The sequence below is a fragment of the Xanthomonas sp. NCPPB 1638 genome, from assembly GCF_041475635.2.
Taxonomy (GTDB): Bacteria; Pseudomonadota; Gammaproteobacteria; order Xanthomonadales; family Xanthomonadaceae; genus Xanthomonas; species Xanthomonas cucurbitae.
The window spans coordinates 3369039-3390154 of sequence record NZ_CM192984.1; the positions used below are offsets into that span (position 1 = coordinate 3369039).

A 21116-nucleotide genomic window follows, 5' to 3' on the forward strand; every position below is an offset into this window, starting at 1 on the left:
TCAATGGCCTTGTGCGCGTGTTTTCCGAAGCACGGAAGCGGGAAGGGAGGAACGAGCCGCAAGCAGACCTCGCGCGATCCTCTCGCAGACGTCGTCGCCACTGGCAAGCACTGCATTATTCCAGAAGCGCAGCACCTGGAAGCCCTTGCGGTGCAGGAAGGCACCGCGCGTGGCGTCCGCACCGGGCAGTAGGTGCTGGCTCCCGTCGATTTCGACGATCAACGCCCGGGCGAGGCAGACGAAATCGACGATATAAGGTCCGATGGGAAACTGACGGCGGAACTTGAAGCCGAGCAGGCGTCGATCTCGCAACCGATACCACAGCGCGCGCTCAGCTGCGGTCATCTCACGACGCAGGTGCTTGGCGAATCCGGTCTTGGCGGCGTGGCGCATGGACATTCCCGGCAGGAGGATGGCCAAGGTTGCGGGTACCGCCCGGCTGGCGCTATCGGTGTTGATGGCGCTTTGGCATCGGGGATCGCCGCGTCGGAGGCGCCCTCACCCCTACCCCTCTCCCGCAAGCGGGAGAGGGGATGACACAGCAGGCGGGGCCGTGACCGTGGCACGACCCGTAGGTCACGCAGCAACGACCAGCCTGACATCTCTTGGGAACATGATCTCAGCAGCATCTCTGCTGTTGCTGTGGCTGTGGCTGTGGCTGTGGCTGTGGCTGCGGCTGCGGCTGTGGCTGCGGCTGCGGCTGCGGCTGTGGCTGCGGCTGCGGCTGCGGCTGTGGCTGTGGCTGTGGCTGCGGCTGCGGCTGTGGCTGCGGCTGCGGCTGCGGCTGCGGCTGTGGCTGTGGCTGCGGCTGCGGCTGTGGCTGCGGCTGCGGCTGCGGCTGCGGCTGTGGCTGCGGCTGCGGCTGCGGCTGTGGCTGTGGCTGTGGCTGTGGCTGCGGCTGCGGCTGCGGCTGCGGCTGTGGCTGCGGCTGCGGCTGCGGCTGTGGCTGTGGCTGTGGCTGTGGCTGTGGCTGTTACTGTTGCTGTGGGTGTAACTGTTGCTCCCTTCTCCCGCATGCGGGAGAAGGTGCCCGAAGGGCGGATGAGGGCAGCAAAAAGGCCGCCCGAAGGCGGCCTCGCTGGACGCTTGCACGCTTGCGCGTGCGGCGTTCTTACTTCACCAGCGCAGCAATCGCCGCACCCAGATCGCCCGGCGAACGGACAGTCTTGACGCCAGCAGCTTCCATCGCCGCGAACTTGCCTTCGGCCGTGCCCTTACCGCCCGAGGCGATCGCACCGGCGTGGCCCATGCGCTTGCCGGCCGGCGCAGACGCACCAGCGATGAAACCGACCACCGGCTTCTTCACGAACTGCTTGATGTACTCGGCACCGGCTTCCTCGGCGTCGCCGCCGATTTCGCCGACCATGATGATGCCTTCGGTCTGCGGGTCTTCGTTGAACAGCTTGAGGCAGTCGACGAAGTTCAGGCCGTTGATCGGGTCGCCACCGATGCCGATGCAGGTGCTCTGGCCCAGGCCCACTTCGGTGGTCTGCTTGACCGCTTCATAGGTCAGGGTGCCCGAACGCGACACGATGCCGATCTTGCCCGGCTTGTGGATGTGGCCCGGCATGATGCCGATCTTGCACTCGCCCGGGGTGATGACACCGGGGCAGTTCGGCCCGATCAGCACGGTGTCCGGATGCGAGCGGGTCAGCACGTTCTTGACGCGCAGCATGTCCAGCACCGGGATGCCTTCGGTGATGCACACGATGACCTTGATGCCGGCCGCCGCCGCTTCCAGGATCGCATCGGCCGCGTACGGCGGTGGCACGTAGATCACCGACGCGTTGGCACCGGTGCTCTGCACGGCGTCGGCCACGGTGTTGAACACCGGCAGGTCGATATGGGTGGTGCCGCCCTTGCCGGGGGTCACGCCGCCGACGACCTGGGTGCCGTACTCGATCATCTGAGTGGCGTGGAAGGTGCCCTGCTGGCCGGTGAAGCCCTGCACGATCACCTTGGTGTTCTTGTTAATCAAAACGGACATGGATAGTTCCTTCGGTGTCGTGAATCAGGCGGCGTTCTTGACAGCTTCGACGACCTTCTTGGCACCGTCGTTGATGTTGTCGGCCGGGATGATAGCCATGCCGCTGTCACGCAGCAGCTGCTTGCCTTCTTCCACATTGGTGCCTTCCAGGCGCACCACGACCGGAACCTTGACGCCCACTTCCTTGACCGCGGCGATGATGCCTTCGGCAATCATGTCGCAGCGGACGATGCCGCCGAAGATGTTGACGAAGATGCCTTCGACCTTGTCCGAGGACAGGATCAGCTTGAACGCTTCGATGACGCGCTGCTTGTTCGCACCGCCACCCACGTCCAGGAAGTTCGCCGGCTCGCCGCCATTGAGCTTGATGACGTCCATGGTGGCCATGGCCAGGCCGGCGCCGTTGACCATGCAGCCGATGTTGCCATCCATGGTGACGTAGTTGATGTCCAGCTCCGAAGCGGTCACTTCGGTCTCGTCTTCCTGCGTCTTGTCGCGCATGGCGATCAGCTGCTTCTGACGGAATGCGGCGTTGTCGTCGCTGTCGAACTTGCCGTCCAACGCATACAGGTTACCGTCGTCCAGGATCGCCAGCGGGTTGATTTCAACCAGCGCCAGGTCCTTTTCGTTGAACAGGCGGTACAGATTCACCATGATGCTGGCGAACTGGCCGGCCTGCTTGGCATTGAGGCCCAGCTTGAAACCGAAATCGCGGCCGTGGTAGCCCTGCACGCCTTCGACGAAATCGACGTTGAGCGAATGGATCAGCTCCGGCGTTTCGGCCGCAACCTGCTCGATCTCCACGCCGCCTTCGGACGAGGCGATGTAGGTGATGGTCTTGGTGCCGCGGTCGACCAGGATCGACAGGTACAGCTCCTTGACGATCTCACCGGCGGTGGTCACCAGCACCAGATTGATCGGCAACTCGACGCCAGCGGTCTGGTAGGTGGCCATCTTGGTGCCGAGCATCTTGGCCGCTGCGGCCTTCACGTCATCGGTGGTCTTGCAGAACTTGACGCCGCCAGCCTTGCCGCGGCCGCCCGCGTGGATCTGCGCCTTCACCATCCAGGGGCCCTTGCCCAGGGAATTGGCGACTTCAACCGCTTCGTCCGGGGTCGCTGCGACCTTGCCGGCCGGAACGGGGATGCCGTACTCGGCAAGCAGTTGTTTTGACTGGTATTCGTGGAAATTCATGCGTCACCGTGGGAAAAGGAAACGACCGCTGCGTGCGAGGCAGACCGCGGGGGGCGGCACGTCGGACCACGCGAGCGGGCCGCCTATTGTGGCCGACCACGCCGTGCGGCGCAAAATTCCGCCATATAGGCGGCCGACTCCCCGCGCTTGCGGCGCACCCGAGCCGTCTCCGGAGGCTGCCGGCACCCGTACAGCTGCCTATACTCGCGGCACGTTCCAGCAAGGGGTTCCGGCGTGGCATTCAGCGCATCGCTCATCGACCGGATCCGGTCGGCGCCACAGCGCGAGCTGTATTTCTTCTCGCTGTACCGGGTGCTGGTGGCCGGCCTGATCGCCGCCCTGGTCTTCAGCCCGCTGTCCGATGCCGTCCCCGAGCCGCGTTATCCGCGCCTGGCCGCGGCAGTAGCCATCGGCTACCTGTCCATGGCCATCCCGTTGTTGTTCTGGGGCCGCACCGAGCGCCGGCTGACCGCCACCGTGCTGTGCACGGTGCTGGCCGACATCCTGGCCGCCACCCTGGCCACCCACGCCCTGCCCGGTGCCAGCGCCGGCATCGCGATGATGCTGCTGTTCAACGTGGCTGCGGCTTCCATCCTGCTGCGGCTACGTTACGGCATGGGCATGGCGGTGGTGGCCAGCGCCGCGATCGTGCTCGAATACCTGTGGACCCTGCTGGAAGGCGGCGGCGCCAACCGCCCGCTGGCAGAGCTGGCGATGTTCGCCACCAGCTACGTGGCGGTGGCCTACATCTGCCATCAGATCGCCTCGCGCGCGCGCAGCAACCAGGCGCTGGCCGACCAACGCGGCGCGCAGGTCGCCAATCTGTACGAGATCAATGAGCTCATCATTCGCCGCCTGCGTACCGGCGTGCTGGTGATCGACGCGCACAACCGCATCAGCCTGGCCAACGAAGCGGCGCTGGCACTGCTGGGCGATGCCGATCAGCGCGTGGCCACCACCGACCTGTCGCTGGCCACGCTCACCCCGGAACTGGCGCGCCGGCTGCAACGCTGGCGCAGCGGCTGGCGCCAGGAAGAATCGCCTCTGCAACTGGGCGCCGACCGCCCCGAGGTGCAGCCGCGCTTCGTTCGCCTGCTGGCCGACAGCGACCTGGTCCTGGTGTTCCTGGACGATTCCAGCGTGGTGTCGCGGCGTGCCGAATCGCTCACACTCTCGGCCATGGGCCGGTTCTCGGCCAGCCTGGCCCATGAGATCCGCAACCCCTTGGCCGCAATCAACTACGCCTGCCAGCTACTGGAAGAATCCCCGGATATCGGCGAAGCCGACCAACGCCTGCTGCAGATCATCCACCAGCAGTGCCAGCGCACCAACGGCATCGTCGAAAGCGTACTCGGGCTGGCCCGCCGCGAGCGCGCCAATCCTGAAAACCTGGATCTGGCCGCCTTCGTGCGCCGCTTCGTGGTCGAGTACCGGCAGACGCTGTCGATGGAAACCGACATCCTGGAGGCCAGCATCCAGGGCAGCGCGGTGCACGCGCTGATCGACCCCAAGCACCTCTACCAGATCCTGACCGCGCTGGTGCACAACGCCCTCAAGTACGGCCGGGTCATGGACGAACCGGCGCGGGTGAAGCTGCGCGTCGAACACCAGGAGCGCATGGCCGTCATCGACGTGGTCGATCGGGGGCCTGGCATTCCGGAAACAGTCGCCGCCCAGCTGTTTCGCCCCTTCTACACCACCTCCGAACACGGCACCGGGCTTGGGCTGTACATCGCCCAGGAGCTGTGCCGCGCCAATCAGGCGCAACTGGACTACGTACCGGTTCCCGGCGGAGGCGCCTGCTTCCGCATCCTGCTGCAGGGGCCAAACGGATTGCTGGGTAAGTAAGCCAACCGGTTGCCGGCACGCTTGGTTGCGCTGCCGGCCGGCCCAACTGCCGGCATTCCCTCCCGGAACCTCGCCTTCAACGCGGCAGCGGGATGGCGCTGCAGCCCCAATCGCGCCGACAATTGTCGTCCGTCATCGCGCTGGGCTATCGTGGGGAATATGAACGAACCGAAAAGCGCCCTGGTCGTCGACGACGAACGCGACATCCGCGAACTGCTTGTTCTCACCCTGGGGCGGATGGGCCTGCGCATCAGCACCGCCGCCAATCTGGCCGAAGCGCGCGAACTGCTGGCCAGCAACCCCTACGACCTGTGCCTGACCGACATGCGCCTGCCCGACGGCAACGGCATCGAGCTGGTCACCGAGATCTCCAAGCATTACCCGCAGACACCGGTGGCGATGATTACCGCCTTCGGCAGCATGGACCTGGCGGTGGAAGCGCTCAAGGCCGGCGCCTTCGACTTCGTCAGCAAGCCCGTGGACATCAGCGTGCTGCGCGGCCTGGTCAAGCACGCGCTGGAATTGAACAACCGCGACCGCCCCGCCCCCCCGGCGCCGCCGCCGGAGCAGGCCAGCCGCCTGCTCGGCGCCTCCACCGCGATGGAGAGCCTGCGCGCCACCATCGCCAAGGTCGCACGCAGCCAGGCGCCGGTCTACATCGTCGGCGAATCGGGCGTGGGCAAGGAACTGGTGGCGCGCACCATCCACGAACAGGGCGCGCGCGCCGCCGGGCCGTTCATTCCGGTCAACTGCGGCGCCATTCCCGCCGAATTGATGGAAAGCGAATTCTTCGGCCACAAGAAAGGCAGCTTCACCGGCGCACATGCCGACAAGCCCGGCCTGTTCCAGGCCGCAAATGGCGGCACCCTGTTCCTGGACGAAGTAGCCGAGCTGCCGTTGCAGATGCAGGTCAAGCTGCTGCGTGCCATCCAGGAAAAGTCGGTACGCCCGGTCGGCGCCTCCAGCGAATCGCTGGTCGATGTGCGCATCCTTTCGGCCACGCACAAGGACCTGGGCAACCTGGTTTCCGACGGCCGCTTCCGGCACGACCTGTACTACCGCATCAACGTGATCGAACTGCGCGTGCCGCCGCTGCGCGAACGCGGCGGCGACCTGCCGCAACTGGCGGCCGCCATCATCGCGCGGCTCGCGCACAGCCACGGGCGGCCGATCCCGCTCTTGACGCCTTCGGCCCTGGACGCGCTGGACCAATACGGCTTCCCCGGCAACGTGCGCGAACTGGAAAACATCCTCGAACGCGCCCTGGCCCTGGCCGAAGACGACCAGATCAGCGCCACCGACCTGCGCCTGCCCGCCCACGGCGGCCACCGCCTGGCAACCGGCCCCGGCACTGCCGTCATCGAGCCACGCGAAGCGGTGGTCGACATCGACCCCACCTCGGCCGCCCTGCCCTCCTACATCGAACAACTCGAACGCGCCGCAATCCAGAAAGCGCTGGAAGAAAACCGCTGGAACAAGACCCGGACCGCCGCCCAACTGGGCATCACGTTTCGCGCGCTGCGTTACAAGCTGAAGAAGTTGGGGATGGAGTAGATGAGCCCGGATTGGGTATCAGGGATGCGAGATCGTAAAAGCGCTGCAGCTTCGATTGCTGTCGCTAGGCCGAAGCCAGGAACCTAGCAGCACACGCCCAGCCTACCTTTGCGCGCAACCTATCTCGCGCCCGGATTCACCACTTCCAGGAGCCAATAACAGAACGTAGCAAGCACTGTCAGTTGAGTATGGGCAGCGAACACAAACTCTCCGCCTTCTCTTCTCCCGCTTGCGGGAGAAGGTGCCCGAAGGGCGGATGAGGGCGCTTAGTCCTTGGTCACCCGGTTGATCTCCGCCACGCTGGTCACCCCATGTACGGCCTTCATCAAGGCCGACTGCCGCAGATCGCGACCACTGAGGCAGATAGCAGAACACCAAGCGGCAAACACACACCGACTAAACTCCCTTCTCCCGCCCGCGGGAGAAGGTGCCCGAAGGGCGGATGAGGGCGCTTAGTCCTTGGTCACCCGATTGATCTCCGCCAGGCTGGTCACCCCATGTACGGCCTTCATCAAGGCCGACTGCCGCAGATCGCGACCACTGAGGCAGATAGCAGAACACCAAGCGGCAAACACACACCGACTAAACTCCCTTCTCCCGCCCGCGGGAGAAGGTGCCCGAAGGGCGGATGAGGGCGCTTAGTCCTTGGTCACCCGATTGATCTCCGCCAGGCTGGTCACCCCATGCGCGGCCTTCATCAAGGCCGATTGCCGCAGATCGCGACCACTGAGGCAGATAGCAGAACACCAAGCAGCAACACACGCAGACCAAACTCCCTTCTCCCGCCTGCGGGAGAAGGTGCCCGAAGGGCGGATGAGGGCGCTTAGTCCTTGGTCACCCGATTGATCTCCGCCAGGCTGGTCACCCCATGCGCGGCCTTCATCAGGGCCGACTGCCGCAAGTCGCGGATACCGATCTTCTGCGCAGCCTCGGCGATCTGCATCGCATTGCCGCCTTCCAGCACGATCGCACCGATCTCGTCGGTCATCGGCATGACCTGGTAGATACCCGTACGGCCCTTGTAGCCCTCGGTGCAGTCATCGCAACCGACCGCCTCATACAGCGTAATGCCCTGGTCGATCTGCTGTTGCGTAAACCCTTCGGCCAGCAACGCATGCTCTGGCAAGCTGGTCTTGCGCTTGCAGTTGTTGCACAACCGCCGCGCCAGGCGCTGCGCAATGACCAAGGTCACCGACGAGGTGATGTTGTACGGCGCAATGCCCATGTTCATCAAGCGCGCGATGGTCTGTGGCGCATCGTTGGTATGCAACGTGGACAGCACCATATGGCCGGTCTGCGCCGCCTTGATCGCAATCTCGGCCGTCTCCAGGTCGCGAATTTCGCCGACCATGATGATGTCAGGGTCCTGGCGCAGGAACGAGCGCAAGGCCGCCGCAAAGGTCATGCCGCGCTTGTTGTTCTGCTGCACCTGATTGACGCCAGGCAGGCGAATTTCAACCGGATCCTCGGCAGTAGAGATGTTGCGCGTCTCATCGTTGAGGATACCCAGCGCCGTATACAAGGACACCGTCTTGCCCGAACCGGTCGGCCCGGTCACCAGCACCATCCCGTAGGGCTTGTGGATCGCATCCAGGAACAGCTTCTGCTGGTCCGCCTCGTAACCTAGCTTCTCGATCCCCAGCTTGGCCGCACTGCCATCCAGGATACGTAGCACCACCTTCTCGCCGAACAGCGTCGGCAAGGTACTCACACGGAAGTCGATCTGTTTGGTCTTGGACAGATTAAGCTTGATGCGCCCATCCTGCGGCACCCGCTTTTCGGCGATATCCAGCTGCGACATCACCTTCAACCGCGCCGCAATCCGCTGGCTCAGCTTCACCGGCGCCTTGGCCACGTTCTTCAGCAGCCCATCGATGCGCAAGCGAACACGGTAGTCGTCTTCATAAGGCTCGAAATGGATATCGGAGGCTCCCCGCCGGATCGCATCCACCAACACCTTGTTGACGAATTTCACCACCGGCGTGTCATCACCCTTGGCATCGACCCCGGCATCCCCGCCGGCCCCCATGTCTTCGTCGCCGGTGGAGATGTCCAGATCGCCCATCTCTTCGTCATCGCTTCCCAGCGACGAACCAAGCGATGCATTGCTGGCCTGCCATTGTTCCAAGGTGCGACGAATCTGGTCCTCGTCCACCAGGATCGGCTCGACCACCAGGTTCGTATGAAACTTGATGTCATCCAGCGCCCGAGTCTGGGTAGGGTTGCTCACCCCCACGAACAACCGGTTGCCGCGCTTGAACAGCGGCAGCACCTGATGTTTCTGGAGCAACTCTTCGCTGACTAATTTGACTGCATTCTGGTTAGCGTCGAAAACTGACACATCCATCAACGGCATGCCGAACTCGACTGCGTTTGCTGCAGCTAATTGGGCAGCAGATACTAATTTCCTCTCGGAGAACCACTGTGGCAACGGAACTTTTGCCTGTGCAGCTTGCTCCATTGCACCGCGGGCAGCGGATTCATCGAGTGCGCCATCCTGCACCAGGCGGCGTGCGATGCCTGTTATACCAACCAGATTTGTCGTAACGGCGGTATTCATGGGTTCATAGACCTTTTCAATGAGCTGCAGTAGTAGTGTGCCGCTAGACGTGGGACATCGACAATGGCGGCGTGGTCGATTGTCCTTCGGACATCAAGGATCCGAATCGTCGGCGACGAAAAGCGACTGCAGTTCGTGATGGGTAAACCAGTTACCCAGCGTACGGACATTGCCTGGAAAGTATCGCCAGCGGCAGAGTCGAAAGCCCGTACCTGCCAATAGTCGCGGCTGAGAGAGAAGTTCGGCATCGACAAAGGTTCGGTGAGAGGCATCGGCCCTGAATCCTGCTTGTCCTGGCACCACCACCAGAATCCGCCGTATACCTAAGCGACTGGCCGCAGCGGAAAGTTTGCGAAGCACCTCGTGGGGCTGCTCTAGATGCTCCAGCACATGGCTTATTACCATCGATTCGAACCGAGGACCTTCTACCAACGCGCCCAGGCTCCAATCGTCGCTCTCGCCATCGTAGTGGTCCACCGCCAGACCGCGCTCACGGCAATACCGGACCGTCGCCCGGTTGTATTCCAGCCCTCTCGACCCATCGGGAAGGCGCTCCAGCAGCTCGCCGACGCCACATCCGAAGTCCAGCGTCGGGCCACGTAGCAAGGTCTGCGCACTCTGCAAATAGATGCGTCGAACCAGCTTTCTGATCCGACTCCGGTTCAATTGGTACTGTGTGTAGGCGGAATCGAACTCAGTCATCCCGTCCCTCCCGTCGCAACACCGTTCCCCGCAGTAGAATATGCAGCGGCCGTACCGGAACTGAAGCGATGTCGTAGGCGAGAAACCCCAGGATAAGCTGGATGCCAACAATGATCTGAATCGCTGCAAGCATCACGCTACCCGCAGAACTGAAATAACCGGTTTGTGCCGACTGCAGCCAGAAGAAGGCACCGGTCAACCCGCCAGACACTAGGAAAGCTAGACCGGCCACTAGCTCAAGCGAAGCCAGCGACAAGTCGCGCAGGAAATAGTTGTAGAATATTCGCTTGCCAAAGCTGCGCAGGTGGCGGATGGAGAAATCCACAGCGATCCGCCGGATACTGAGGTTGCTGACTTCGTCCCCATAACGCGCGTCCATCGGGACATCCACCACGACCGCGCGAATGGTATTCAACCGGAACAGCATGTCGCTCTCGAAGAAGAAGCGCCGACTGATCTTGTCCAACGGCAGGCGTGCAAGCACGCTGGCATGCGCGGCCGTATAGCCATTCGTTGGGTCAAATATGTCCCAGTACCCACAAGAAAGTTTGGTCAGGAAGGACAGAGCTGCGTTACCGAGGATTCTGAGTGCAGGCATACGGCGGATCTGGGTCAGATCGTAAAACCGGTTGCCCTTGGTATAGTCGGCCTCCCCCCGAAGGATCGGCCCGATCAGCTCCAGCAGCGCAGCCGGATTCATCTGCCCATCGCCATCCATCTTGACTACGACATCGGCACCATCTCCAAGTGCCGCGCGATAACCCGCTATAGTAGCTCCTCCCACTCCTAGATTGATGGCATTGCAAACGACTACGACCCTGGCATCTATGCAATGCTGTTGCACGAAGTCGCCGCTGGCATCGGGGCAATGGTCGTCGACGACATAAATCGCCCACACCTCAGACGGAATCGCGGCCAGCACATCCAGCACATGCGCCTTGACTCGATAACAGGGAATCACCACGGCCAATCGCAGTGCATCGACGTGCGTTTCAACTTTCTGTACAGCCACGGTCGTCGCAAGCACGGTCACGTCCCTGCGTTGTAGGAAAGGCGATAGACCCGCGCCAGCAGAGCGGCGACCGGACGCGGCCAGAAGCGGCAGAACATCATCAAATCCTCTTTGGCACGCACGCCAGACAACACACCATCGCTTGTCGCACTTTGCGCATGCACACGATGAAGCATCGATACACGTTTGACCCGTACGAAACTCCCTGGTTCGTCGGCCGCGCGGGTCCAGGCATCCCAGTCGAGATTCAATCGCAGATCTTCCCTGAAAGCCCCCCAGCTCGCCGGGACACGCAGCGTCACTGACGGACAAGGCACCGAACAGCCCAACATCAACAGACGCCGCTTTGCCGCTCTGGAGCGCCGGACCGACGTGCCGAGGAAGGCCAACTCCTGCAATAGCCGCTTGACCGCCAACATTGGTGTCATCTGCCGCGCGGACTCGCCGACTAGCTCGCCGTAGGCGGTCATGACCAGAAGCGCGTCCGGCACGGCCGCCACCGCCGCCTTGGTATCGCGGGCGAAGTCCGTCAAATAAACGTCGTCCTGATGCGCCAGCGTGATCCAGCCCGTGGGTGCGGTCGTCAACGCCAGATTCCAATCGGCGCCGATGCCGCGCCTTTCACTGTGGTGGACCACCAGCGTCGCCCCGTAGCGATCGGCGAGCTCGTGTGTGGTGGATGTCGGCGTCGAGGTACTGATCCACACTGGCGATGGCGAGGACTGCGTACTCAGCGAGCGCAGGCATGCCTCCAGATATGGTGAATCCTCGTAGGCCGGAATGACGAAGGCGTGTTCAACCACAGGCGATGCCATTCGTCATCCTCCCTGTGCATTCGATGACACCAAAGCCACACCCGCTGAAATCAGACCTAATCCGACCCACTGCCACGCGGCAAGGCGCTCGCCATAGAACAGCCAACTCAGCAACGCAAGCAGCAGATAGAAAAAAGCTCCTGAGATCGCAAACGCCACCCCCAGTTTGACGTGCCGCACCACCAGCATCCAGACCACGAAGCCGACACCCTGCATGACTATCGCCGTAATCACGCTGGGCGACAGGACTGCCGCGACCAACCAAGCGATGCCTTCGGGCGACGGCACCCGTGCGGCGATTTGCGTCAACCCGCGCTTGACCAGCAGCTGGCTACCAATTGTGGAACAAGTCACAATAAAAATGAGTATAATCTCTCGATACATTGGGCCGCGCCTCAGGGTGACACCAGCGCCAAAACAAGCACACCGGTTGTTCACAGCATAAGTGCTGTGAACCCAATGCACCATCGACAGGCAGAGGCGTCCGTGCTGACATTTTTTGTCACTTTGTGACGCGCGCTGAACGCATTGTCTTTCGCCCGCTGGAGTGGGCGCCCTGCCGATACGCGTCCTTCCGCTTCACAAGAAAGTTGGCACGGTCTCTGCATTAGTGCTGGCGTGGTGATTCTGCATGCCACGATCCACCCCACCATGCGGGGGAAGATCCCAAGTGCGCTCATCCGTCCTACTAATCAGCCGAGGTCGAACTCATGAAGAAGAATGCGCAGGGCTTCACCCTGATCGAACTGATGATCGTGATTGCAATCATCGCCATCCTGGCCGCCATCGCGCTGCCGGCCTACTCCGACTACACCAAGAAGGCCAAGGTGTCGGAAGTCGTACTGGCCGCCTCGTCGGGTCGCACTACCATCTCTGAGTTTGTTGCTGCCAACAACGGCAACTGCCCCAATACCAGCGTGCTCGAGAGCCAATCGTCGACCTACGTGAGCGGCGTCAGTAATGCCGGCTGCGTGATCACCGCCGTTAGCCGCGTCTCCGGCGCGACCGGCAACATCATCCTGACCGGCACTGTGAACCCCTCGACCTTCCAGGTTGATTGGACATGCGGCGGCGACGTGCAGGCCAAGTACCGTCCGGGTTCCTGCCAGGGTACCAAGCAGTAATCGATACGCCTCGACGAAGAACCCCGGGCAACCGGGGTTTTTTTTTTTGGACGAGAACTCTGCCGATGGACCAGCGATTCCTGAATCCGATCGCCCTCTTACTGGGCGCGACACTTCTGACAGCCGCCCTGTATTGGCCAGGATTAGACGGCCCCTTTATGATGGACGACCAGCAACATCTGCGATTGGTGCAATCCTGGCACCAGGGACAGATTGGCTTCTGGGACATGGCAGCCGGAAACGGCAACTGGCTATTCCATCGTTCGCTTGCTATGGCCAGCCTGGCCTTGAATGTCACCATCGGCGGCGACTCCAGCACATCCCTCAAGCTGGGCAATCTGCTAGGCCATCTGTCATGCGCCTGGATCGCCTATGCCCTGTTCTGCCGGCTCCTCGCTCGCGACCGCAATCTGTCAGATCATGCCAGGCTGGTCGCCGCATTAATCTGTAGCCTCTGGTTGCTGCACCCTATCAATGTGAGCACGGTGCTGTATGTTGTGCAACGGATGAGCGAAATCGCTGCCATATTCCCGCTGTTGGGGGTAGCACTCTACGCCACCATCCGCGACCGCATGCTTGCAGGGCGACTCAAAGCCACTCCGGCCTTGATACTACTGTTCATCGGCATTCCGCTGCTGACCCTGCTAGGCATCCAGGGCAAGCAGAGCGCCGTGGTGCTCATCGGAATGTGCCTGGTGGTCGAGCTCGGGTGGTTCCAGGAGCCGCGCGACTGGCCCTGGGTATTGAAAAGTTTCTATCTGGTCTCCGTCGTAGTGCCGCTACTGGCCCTCCCGCTGATAATGCACCATTACTGGCAACCACTTAAAGCTGCCATGCTTGAGTGGGGAATGACCCCCACCGAGCGACTGCTAACAGAGCCACGGGTGCTTTGGCAGTACTTGCGCATGCTCGTCGCCCCCTACTCACCGGCGATGGGCATCTATAACGATGACATCGTCATCTCACACGGCCTACTTAGCCCCGCATCCACACTGCTTTCGGTTACTGGCCTGGCACTTGTCAGCATACTTGCCTGGCGAGTACGTAAGCACCTTCCAGCGACGTTCGTTGGCTGGTTTTGGTTTTTGGTGGCGCACTCGGTCGAGGCGAGCATCGTGCCGATCGAGCTCTACTACGAGCACCGCAACTACCTGCCCCAATTCGGCCTATGGCTGATGCTCATCGACCTCGCCGCAGCGGCGCTCCGTTACCTGGGCAAGTCTGGGATAAAGGTTCGCATACTCGGCTGGACACTCACCGGTGGCTTTATCGCTGTTCTGAGCATCCAGACTTGGACGAGAGTGATGGTCTGGCAGACCTCACTGGGCATCAGTTTGACAGCGATCGAAACTCACCCAAATTCGGCACGAGCTCATGTCGCCTTCGGTTTTGCCGCAATGCAGGCAGGGCTTGTAGGAGATGCGTATCGGGTTTTCGAGCAATTGGCCGGCAACCCCGATCCTGCGCTTGCTGCGATTGGCAAGGTCGAACTCACCGTGCTGAACTGTCATTTGAAAAGCGACAGCAATCCCGAGCTGCTGCTGCAAGCCGGGCACCAGTCAACCGCTTTCATCAATCCGGTGCTACCGTACGCAATCTCAAACCTGATGGAAGTCCATGCACGCAACGGCTGCGGTCGCGTCACCTCGGCGGTATTGGCCCAGACGATCGAAGACGTTCTCGCAAGGGCAATGGGCCAGAGCGAATCATCCCAAGCCAAATGGTCCCTGCGGTACAACGCCGCTCTGGCGCACGAACAAGCAGGCGACTGGCGTGATGCTCTGCGGCAGACCAGGATTGCGTGGTCGCGAAGCCCGGATCCGACGATCGCATTGTTTCACGTAAAACTTCTTCTTCGGGCTGGCGACCTGAAAGCCGCCAAGGCCGCTTTCTGGGACGTCATGCGCCGCGCGCGGTACAGTCATGTAAGCGAGCTGGAGGGTGCAACTCGCGGTGCCGCCTTGCGCGCAATTTTGAAGGAAATCAACACTTATGCAGCGGAGCACGGCCAGCAAGGCTTGCACTGAAGCACGATGACAGCGTGTCGGCGCACGCCGTTTGCTCGTGCCAGCAGGTGCGGGACCCGCTATCATCATCACGTATACCGGCATGGGGTGCCGGTGGGGAGACTTGGCAATGTCAGCACTGGGTAGCACTGTGAAGAAGGGGGCTAAACCGGCCAATCGCGTTAATTCGATGACGTCGTTCGTCTGGGAGGGGACAGACAAGCGCGGCGTCAAAATGAAGGGAGATGAGTTGGCTCGTAATGCGAATATGCTGCGAGCCGAACTCCGCCGCAGGGGAATCAATCCCACTGTCGTTAAGACAAAGCCCAAGCCATTGTTCGGCGCGGCCGGCAAGCCGATCAAACCGAAGGACATCGCATTCTTCAGTCGCCAGATTGCGACCATGATGAAATCAGGCGTCCCTATGGTCGGCACCCTGGAAATCATCGGCGAAGGCTCCAAGAACCCCCGCATGCGAAAGATGGTTGGCGAAATCCGTACCGACATCGAAGGTGGATCGTCGCTCAATGAAGCCATCAGTAGACATCCCGTACAATTTGACGAGCTGTATCGCAACCTAGTACGTGCAGGCGAAAGCGCCGGTGTGCTGGACACCGTGCTGGATACTGTGGCGACCTATAAGGAAAATATCGAAGCACTGAAGGGCAAGATCAAGAAGGCCCTATTTTATCCTGCAATGGTGATGGCAGTAGCGTTGATCGTCAGCTCCATATTGCTGATCTGGGTGGTACCACAGTTCGAAACGGTATTCTCCAGCTTCGGTGCGGAATTGCCTGCATTCACCCAAATGATCGTGAATCTCTCGCGATTCATGGTTTCGTGGTGGCTCCCAATCCTTTTGGTGGTCCTCGGGTCGGCGGCGGGACTGATCATGGCCTACAAGCGCTCGCCAAAGATGCAGCACCTGTTTGATCGTCTGATTCTTAAAGTTCCTGTGATTGGCAAGATCATGCACGACAGTTCAATTGCCCGCTTCGCACGGACGACAGCAGTCACCTTCAAGGCAGGCGTTCCGTTGGTCGAAGCGCTGGGAATCGTCGCGGGCGCGACGGGCAACAAGGTTTACGAGGAAGCTGTCCTGCGGATGCGCGATGACGTGTCTGTAGGCTACCCTGTCAATCTTTCAATGAAGCAGGTCAACCTGTTTCCGCACATGGTGATCCAGATGACTGCGATTGGTGAAGAAGCCGGTGCACTGGATGCCATGCTGTTCAAGGTAGCGGAATACTTCGAGCAAGAAGTCAACAACGCTGTTGATGCTCTGAGCAGCCTGCTTGAGCCTATGATCATGATCTTTATCGGCACCATCGTAGGCGGCATGGTCATCGGCATGTATCTTCCGATCTTCAAACTTGGCGCAGTGGTGGGTTAAGACTTAATGGCATTTCTCGACCAGCATCCCGGTCTCGGCTTTCCCGCCGCAGCCGGACTGGGGCTGCTGATCGGCAGCTTCCTGAACGTGGTGATCCTGCGCTTGCCCAAGCGCATGGAGTGGCAGTGGCGGCGTGATGCGCGCGAAATCCTGGAGCTGCCAGACATCTACGAGCCGACACCGCCAGGCATCGTGGTGGAGCCTTCGCACGACCCGGTCACCGGCGACAAGCTCAAGTGGTGGGAGAATATTCCCGTGCTGAGCTGGGTACTGCTGCGTGGCAAATCGCGCTACAGCGGCCAGCCGATCTCCATCCAGTACCCGTTGGTGGAGCTGCTCACGGCCTTCCTGTGCGTGGCCAGCGTGTGGCGCTTCGGCTTCGGTTGGCAGGGCTTCGGCGCGATCGTGCTGAGTTGCTTTCTGGTGGCGATGTCTGGCATCGACCTGCGCCACAAGCTGCTGCCGGACCAGCTGACCCTACCTCTTATGTGGCTGGGCCTGGTGGGCTCGATGGACAATCTCTACATGCCGGCCAAGCCTGCCCTGCTCGGCGCGGCAGTCGGCTATGTCTCACTATGGACGGTGTGGTGGCTATTCAAACAGCTCACCGGCAAGGAAGGCATGGGCCATGGCGACTTCAAGCTGCTGGCGGCGCTCGGTGCCTGGTGCGGGCTGAAAGGCATCCTGCCCATCATCCTAATCTCCTCGTTGGTCGGCGCCATCCTCGGCTCCATCTGGCTGGTCGCCAAGGGTCGCGACCGCGCCACCCCGATCCCGTTCGGCCCCTACCTGGCCATCGCTGGTTGGGTGGTGTTCTTCTGGGGCAACGATCTGGTGGACGGCTACCTGCACTTCGCAGGCCTGCGTTGATCGGGGCACGACGATGAGCGACTTCATCGTCGGCCTCACCGGTGGCATTGCTTCCGGCAAGAGCGCCCTTGCGGCCGAGTTCGAGAAGTTGGGCGTGCCGGTGATCGATGCCGATGTCGTGGCGCGGCAGGTCGTGGCGCCAGGACCGATTCTCGATGCCATCGTGGACCGCTTCGGGCCGAGCATCCTGTTGCCGGATGGCACGCTGGACCGGCGGGCACTCCGCGAGATCGTATTTGCCGATCCAAGCCAACGCCAGGCATTGGAAACGGTGACCCACCCGGCCATACGGACGGAGCTGCGACGCACTGCGCTGGCAGCCAAGGGTCCTTATGCAATTGTCGCCATTCCGCTTCTTACCGAAGCGGGGGGAAGAACAACCTATCCCTGGCTGGACCGCATCTTGGTGGTGGACGCGCCAGTGGAACTGCAGCGCGACCGATTGGTGCAGCGCGATGGCAGCGCGCCGGTGCTGGCCGATAAGATGATTGCCGCACAAGCGGAACGTTGTGAGCGACTTGCGCTGGCTGATGATGTAATTACCAACGATGGCGATAAAGCACACCTTGAGTACGAGGCCCGCGTGTTACATGCGGCGTACCTCCGCTATATACGCTGACATCGAACGGATCTTTGGGCTTCCGCTGCACCTGATAAGACCCTTTTCCGCGTTTTGTGCTGCGCTGTGCGACGCTCAACCGCCCCCAGTGTGCTCCTTTCCGCACTGACATCGCCAGCACGTGGGGACACCGTGGACCGCCCCATCTCCGGATGAGGTCTGCGTACAAAGCCCTCGCGCCCGGGTGCGCTCCTACGCAAGCTCGATTGGTTGGTTAGCGACGGAACGCTAGTGTTGCGATGACGCCGCGCTCTTGGCCCGGCCGTACGCTCACGCGCCAGCCGTACAGGTCGCACAAGCGGCTGACAATCGACAGGCCGATGCCGCCGCCTTGCGAATGGCCGGCGTGGGTGCCGCGATAGCCGCGTTGGAACAGTTTGGCGGCGTCTTCCTCGCTCAGGCCCGGGCCGGAGTCGATGACATCCACCGCATCGCCGAGCACGCGCACGCGCACCTGGCCGTCCTGGGTGTACTTGACCGCATTGCCGATTAAATTGCCCAGCGCCACCGACAGTGCGGACTCGGGCGCGTCGATGACCAGGTCACGCTCGCCTTCCAGCAGCAGCTCCAGCGGTTTACCGCCAAGTTGGGCGCGATGCGAGTCGATCAACTGTTCAGCCACCTTGGCCACATTGCTGCTGCCCTGCCCGCGTTCGTTGCGCGAGAGCAGCAGCAGCGAGCCGATCAGGTCGCTGCATTGTTGCTCGGCACGTTGGATGCGTTGCAGGCGTTGCAGCACCTTCTCGTCGAGATTGGGCTTGGTCAGCAGCAGCTCGGTGGCGCCACGGATCACCGCCAACGGGGTGCGCAGTTCGTGGCTGACGTCGGCGTTGAATTCGCGGTCGCGCTGTACGACTTCGGTGAGCCGTGCAGAGTAATCGTCCAGCGCTTCGGCCAGCTGGCCCACCTCATCGTCCGGGAAGTGCGCGGCCAATGGCTTGGGCTCGCTGGTGCCGCCGCGGTAGGCACGCAGGCGCGCGGCCAGATCCGACACCGGACGCATCACCTTGGACGCCGACCACCGACCGATCAGCAGCGAGAAAAAACCAAACAACAACACCGCAACATACAACCAGGCTCTTAACCTATCCTGCGCAACACTGGCTCGCGTCGTATCGTAAGCGAGGAAAAACCAGGCATTTGGCGTTTTTCGCACCGCAACCTTGTACACGAGCGGTTTGTTGAATTCATCTGTTCCGCTGTAGCCCTGGATGCCTTCTTGCATCTTTCCCCACCCTGGGAAATCTCGCGCAAGCCGCGCCATCGCCTCCGGATCGTTAGGATTGACCGCACGCGCGTACATCTCTTCGACTTGAAGCGTAGGCTTCACATCCGGACTCGCCGCATATGACCGCGCCATCACTTCGATGTTGCGATTCATCACGTCCTCGATCATCTTGGTTTCGATGTATCGATTGGCCCAGACAGTCGCAAGCGCGAACAGGATCACCAGCCCAGTACCGAACAACAAGAACGACAGAATGATGCGGGTGCGTAGACGCCGCCTGTTTCGGCTTTTGCTGATTCGCCCCACTAATTCGGGCCTCATGGCGGGACCGGCGCAAGGCTGCCGATATTGCAGATAATCACAAAAATCAGAAAATTACACTCCGCAAAAATAGCGGTCCACTTGGACCGCCATTGCAAACCTATAGCGATCAAAATGGGTTGGAACAAGAGGGCGCTGAATGGCAACCAGTGTCAAAAGACCATGTTCCAAGCCACCCTAAATCGTAGCTAGTGGAAGTGCAAATAGTGCATGACGCCTTCGGTGATTGTCAACATAGTTGTCCGCTATTTCATGCTGCCAACTTCATGTCATCGGGTGCTTTTCTATCGTCGTTATCCGGGTTCAGCCACACCGCGCCGACAGGCGTCCAGTTGCGCGTGGCGCGTCCGCGCCAGCGGCTTGGATGACGCATGGCGGCCTCTTGGTACACGTCCGCGCGTGCGGCCAGGATGGCCTGGTCGCGTCGCTCATGGCGCTCGTGCGGCGTCACGAATCGGATGCCACTGTGGCGGTGCTCGTTGTTGTACCAGTCCACGAAGCCCGCCACCCAACTGCGCGCGCAGGTGATGTCGGTAAACGGCCTGCTCGGATACGACGGCGCGTACTTCAGCGTGCGGAACAGCGCCTCTGAGTAAGGGTTGTCGTCACTCACCCGTGGACGGCTGAAGGACGGGGTCACATGAAGGCTCTGCAAGGTGGCCAGCATCGTTGCCGCTTTCATCGGGCCGCCATTGTCAGCGTGCAGTACCAGCGTGTCGCGCGCCACCTGCTCTCGCATGCAGGCTTTCCCGATCAGCATCGATGCGTGGATGGCCAGCTCCTCGTGGTGGACCTCCCAGCCGACAATCTTGCGACTGTAGACGTCCAGGATCATATACAGCTTGAAGAACTGGCCTTTCACCGTCGAAGGCAGATAAGTGATATCCCATGACCAGACCTGGCGAGGGGCATCGGCACGCACCGCCATCGGTTTAGCCACAGTTCGCGGGGCGGCGGCGCGACCACGGCGATTGACTTGCCCACGCGCACGCAGCACGCGGTACATGCTTGATTCCGATGCGATGTAAATCCCCTGATCTGCCAGCCGGGGCACGATCTGCGAGGGGGGCAGGCTCTGGTAATCGGGCTGGTTGGCGACGGCCATGATGCGTTCCTTATCGACGCAGCTCAGCGCATGCGGGCAGTGCTTGGCCGCGCCTTTTCGAGCATCCACCAACGTGCTGGCACCGCGCCAACGGCGCAGCGTGCGGCAGCTGATGCCCAGCACCTGGCATGCCTTGATCTCGCGGGCACCGGCGGCCACTGCCTCGGCGATCAACGTGACGGCTCTCTGTTTCAACGACGCGGGGATCAGACGTCCTCGTCGGTGCCCCAGAGAGCCTGGGCTTTTTTGACAGCGTCAGCAGCGCTGCCGCCTCCGCCAGGGCGCGATCCTTGCGCAAAAGCTCCTTCTCAAGCTGCTTGACGCGCTTGCGCATCACCGTGGAAACCGCCCGCTCCGCTGCCGAGGCGCTCGACTGCATGGTCTCAAAGGCCTGCCGCCAGGCAGCGATCTGCTCGGGGTAGATGCCGTTCTCACGGCACCACGCCGAGCACTCGGCCTCGTTCATCGGCATCGTCTGGGCGACGGCTCTCAGTTTGGCTTTCACATCCCATTTGTCCGGCGAAGTAGCGGTGTCGGGCACGATATATCCTTGGCTGCGGATCTGTTTCTTCCACGCGTACAACGTGGGGGCGCTGATGCCAGTGTGACGGCTCAGGTCAGCAACGCTCTGATTGTTGGGGGGCATCATCCGCCGGACGATCTGGTCTTTGAGTTCGGGGCTGTAGCGGGCCATCGGGCTCTCCATCTGAGGATTCAGGGGAGCGGACAACTATCGTGACATGGGGGGCCTTGGCAGCTGATGCAGACCCTGCCCCAA

At 61.6% G+C, this 21116-nt stretch carries 18 protein-coding genes; 8 read left to right on the forward strand and 10 right to left on the reverse strand.

The window, feature by feature from the left end; all coding sequences use genetic code 11:
- Positions 1 to 393, reverse strand: a complete 393-nt coding sequence (locus tag ACCQ13_RS14490) for an endonuclease domain-containing protein (protein ID WP_167526931.1) — start codon at positions 391 to 393, stop codon at positions 1 to 3.
- A 220-nt stretch (positions 394 to 613) separates the two neighbouring features.
- Here ACCQ13_RS14490 and ACCQ13_RS14495 point away from each other — a divergent pair, with 220 nt between their 5' ends.
- Positions 614 to 994 (forward strand): hypothetical protein, encoded by a 381-nt coding sequence (locus tag ACCQ13_RS14495; RefSeq protein ID WP_372372247.1) that lies wholly within the window; start codon positions 614 to 616, stop codon positions 992 to 994.
- A 117-nt stretch (positions 995 to 1111) separates the two neighbouring features.
- Here ACCQ13_RS14495 and sucD read toward each other — a convergent pair whose 3' ends face one another.
- Together sucD and sucC are read right to left on the reverse strand one after the other, a co-directional pair.
- Positions 1112 to 1987: a succinate--CoA ligase subunit alpha gene (gene sucD / locus ACCQ13_RS14500; RefSeq protein WP_104604276.1), complete on the reverse strand. Its 876-nt coding sequence runs from the start codon at positions 1985 to 1987 to the stop codon at positions 1112 to 1114.
- A gap of 24 nt (positions 1988 to 2011) precedes the next feature.
- Positions 2012 to 3181 (reverse strand): ADP-forming succinate--CoA ligase subunit beta, encoded by a 1170-nt coding sequence (gene sucC, locus ACCQ13_RS14505; RefSeq protein WP_104604278.1) that lies wholly within the window; start codon positions 3179 to 3181, stop codon positions 2012 to 2014.
- A 234-nt stretch (positions 3182 to 3415) separates the two neighbouring features.
- Here sucC and ACCQ13_RS14510 point away from each other — a divergent pair, with 234 nt between their 5' ends.
- Positions 3416 to 5029: a sensor histidine kinase gene (locus tag ACCQ13_RS14510; protein ID WP_104604280.1), complete on the forward strand. Its 1614-nt coding sequence runs from the start codon at positions 3416 to 3418 to the stop codon at positions 5027 to 5029.
- Between the two features lie 159 nt (positions 5030 to 5188).
- Complete coding sequence (locus ACCQ13_RS14515) at positions 5189 to 6583, forward strand: sigma-54-dependent transcriptional regulator (protein ID WP_372372250.1); 1395 nt, start codon at positions 5189 to 5191, stop codon at positions 6581 to 6583.
- 823 nt (positions 6584 to 7406) lie between these two features.
- On the opposite strand, the gene pilB is transcribed toward ACCQ13_RS14515, so the two are convergent.
- The 5 genes from pilB to ACCQ13_RS14540 form a co-directional block, all read right to left on the reverse strand.
- The gene (gene pilB / locus ACCQ13_RS14520) at positions 7407 to 9143 is read right to left on the reverse strand and encodes a type IV-A pilus assembly ATPase PilB (RefSeq protein WP_372372254.1); all 1737 of its coding nucleotides are present in this window, start codon (positions 9141 to 9143) and stop codon (positions 7407 to 7409) included.
- Between the two features lie 93 nt (positions 9144 to 9236).
- The gene (locus tag ACCQ13_RS14525) at positions 9237 to 9845 is read right to left on the reverse strand and encodes a class I SAM-dependent methyltransferase (RefSeq protein WP_372372259.1); all 609 of its coding nucleotides are present in this window, start codon (positions 9843 to 9845) and stop codon (positions 9237 to 9239) included.
- Positions 9838 to 10872, reverse strand: a complete 1035-nt coding sequence (locus ACCQ13_RS14530) for a glycosyltransferase family 2 protein (RefSeq protein WP_506185061.1) — start codon at positions 10870 to 10872, stop codon at positions 9838 to 9840. The genes ACCQ13_RS14525 and ACCQ13_RS14530 overlap by 8 nt, the downstream gene beginning before the upstream one ends.
- A gap of 2 nt (positions 10873 to 10874) precedes the next feature.
- Positions 10875 to 11672 (reverse strand): glycosyltransferase, encoded by a 798-nt coding sequence (locus ACCQ13_RS14535; RefSeq protein WP_372372263.1) that lies wholly within the window; start codon positions 11670 to 11672, stop codon positions 10875 to 10877.
- A 3-nt stretch (positions 11673 to 11675) separates the two neighbouring features.
- Positions 11676 to 12056: an SMR family transporter gene (locus ACCQ13_RS14540; RefSeq protein ID WP_372372265.1), complete on the reverse strand. Its 381-nt coding sequence runs from the start codon at positions 12054 to 12056 to the stop codon at positions 11676 to 11678.
- 326 nt (positions 12057 to 12382) lie between these two features.
- Between ACCQ13_RS14540 and ACCQ13_RS14545 the strand changes: the two genes are divergently transcribed.
- The 5 genes from ACCQ13_RS14545 (at position 12383) to coaE (ending at position 17684) form a co-directional block, all read left to right on the forward strand.
- Complete coding sequence (locus ACCQ13_RS14545; RefSeq protein ID WP_372372267.1) at positions 12383 to 12796, forward strand: pilin; 414 nt, start codon at positions 12383 to 12385, stop codon at positions 12794 to 12796.
- 65 nt (positions 12797 to 12861) lie between these two features.
- The gene (locus tag ACCQ13_RS14550) at positions 12862 to 14823 is read left to right on the forward strand and encodes a tetratricopeptide repeat protein (protein WP_483887895.1); all 1962 of its coding nucleotides are present in this window, start codon (positions 12862 to 12864) and stop codon (positions 14821 to 14823) included.
- A gap of 109 nt (positions 14824 to 14932) precedes the next feature.
- Positions 14933 to 16195, forward strand: a complete 1263-nt coding sequence (locus ACCQ13_RS14555) for a type II secretion system F family protein (protein ID WP_372372273.1) — start codon at positions 14933 to 14935, stop codon at positions 16193 to 16195.
- Positions 16196 to 16201: 6 nt separating this feature from the next.
- Entirely contained in the window at positions 16202 to 17065 is an 864-nt protein-coding gene (locus tag ACCQ13_RS14560; RefSeq protein ID WP_274396446.1) for a prepilin peptidase, read from the forward strand.
- Between the two features lie 13 nt (positions 17066 to 17078).
- Entirely contained in the window at positions 17079 to 17684 is a 606-nt protein-coding gene (gene coaE, locus ACCQ13_RS14565) for a dephospho-CoA kinase (protein WP_104604291.1), read from the forward strand.
- A gap of 214 nt (positions 17685 to 17898) precedes the next feature.
- Here the strand turns inward: coaE and ACCQ13_RS14570 are convergent, their stop codons facing one another.
- Both ACCQ13_RS14570 and ACCQ13_RS14575 read right to left on the reverse strand, forming a co-directional pair.
- Positions 17899 to 19233, reverse strand: a complete 1335-nt coding sequence (locus ACCQ13_RS14570; protein WP_159407407.1) for a sensor histidine kinase — start codon at positions 19231 to 19233, stop codon at positions 17899 to 17901.
- Positions 19234 to 19483: 250 nt separating this feature from the next.
- A protein-coding gene (locus ACCQ13_RS14575) for an IS3 family transposase (protein WP_506185063.1) occupies positions 19484 to 21032 on the reverse strand; the annotation gives its coding sequence in 2 pieces (ribosomal slippage) (positions 19484 to 20579 and positions 20578 to 21032; 1551 coding nt in all).
- Positions 21033 to 21116: the final 84 nt, after the last annotated feature.

Excerpts from the sequence above, each read along its gene's own strand:
- ACCQ13_RS14540 (WP_372372265.1), bottom strand. The coding sequence starts at position 12,056 with ATGTATCGAGAGATTATACTCATTTTTATTGTGACTTGTTCCACAATT.
- sucC (WP_104604278.1), bottom strand. The coding sequence starts at position 3,181 with ATGAATTTCCACGAATACCAGTCAAAACAACTGCTTGCCGAGTACGGC.
- ACCQ13_RS14550 (WP_483887895.1), top strand. The coding sequence starts at position 12,862 with ATGGACCAGCGATTCCTGAATCCGATCGCCCTCTTACTGGGCGCGACA.
- ACCQ13_RS14525 (WP_372372259.1), bottom strand. The coding sequence starts at position 9,845 with ATGACTGAGTTCGATTCCGCCTACACACAGTACCAATTGAACCGGAGT.
- ACCQ13_RS14545 (WP_372372267.1), top strand. The coding sequence starts at position 12,383 with ATGAAGAAGAATGCGCAGGGCTTCACCCTGATCGAACTGATGATCGTG.
- sucD (WP_104604276.1), bottom strand. The coding sequence starts at position 1,987 with ATGTCCGTTTTGATTAACAAGAACACCAAGGTGATCGTGCAGGGCTTC.
- ACCQ13_RS14570 (WP_159407407.1), bottom strand. The coding sequence starts at position 19,233 with ATGAGGCCCGAATTAGTGGGGCGAATCAGCAAAAGCCGAAACAGGCGG.
- pilB (WP_372372254.1), bottom strand. The coding sequence starts at position 9,143 with ATGAATACCGCCGTTACGACAAATCTGGTTGGTATAACAGGCATCGCA.
- ACCQ13_RS14495 (WP_372372247.1), top strand. The coding sequence starts at position 614 with ATGATCTCAGCAGCATCTCTGCTGTTGCTGTGGCTGTGGCTGTGGCTG.
- ACCQ13_RS14535 (WP_372372263.1), bottom strand. The coding sequence starts at position 11,672 with ATGGCATCGCCTGTGGTTGAACACGCCTTCGTCATTCCGGCCTACGAG.
- ACCQ13_RS14560 (WP_274396446.1), top strand. The coding sequence starts at position 16,202 with ATGGCATTTCTCGACCAGCATCCCGGTCTCGGCTTTCCCGCCGCAGCC.
- ACCQ13_RS14555 (WP_372372273.1), top strand. The coding sequence starts at position 14,933 with ATGTCAGCACTGGGTAGCACTGTGAAGAAGGGGGCTAAACCGGCCAAT.
- ACCQ13_RS14515 (WP_372372250.1), top strand. The coding sequence starts at position 5,189 with ATGAACGAACCGAAAAGCGCCCTGGTCGTCGACGACGAACGCGACATC.
- ACCQ13_RS14490 (WP_167526931.1), bottom strand. The coding sequence starts at position 393 with ATGCGCCACGCCGCCAAGACCGGATTCGCCAAGCACCTGCGTCGTGAG.
- coaE (WP_104604291.1), top strand. The coding sequence starts at position 17,079 with ATGAGCGACTTCATCGTCGGCCTCACCGGTGGCATTGCTTCCGGCAAG.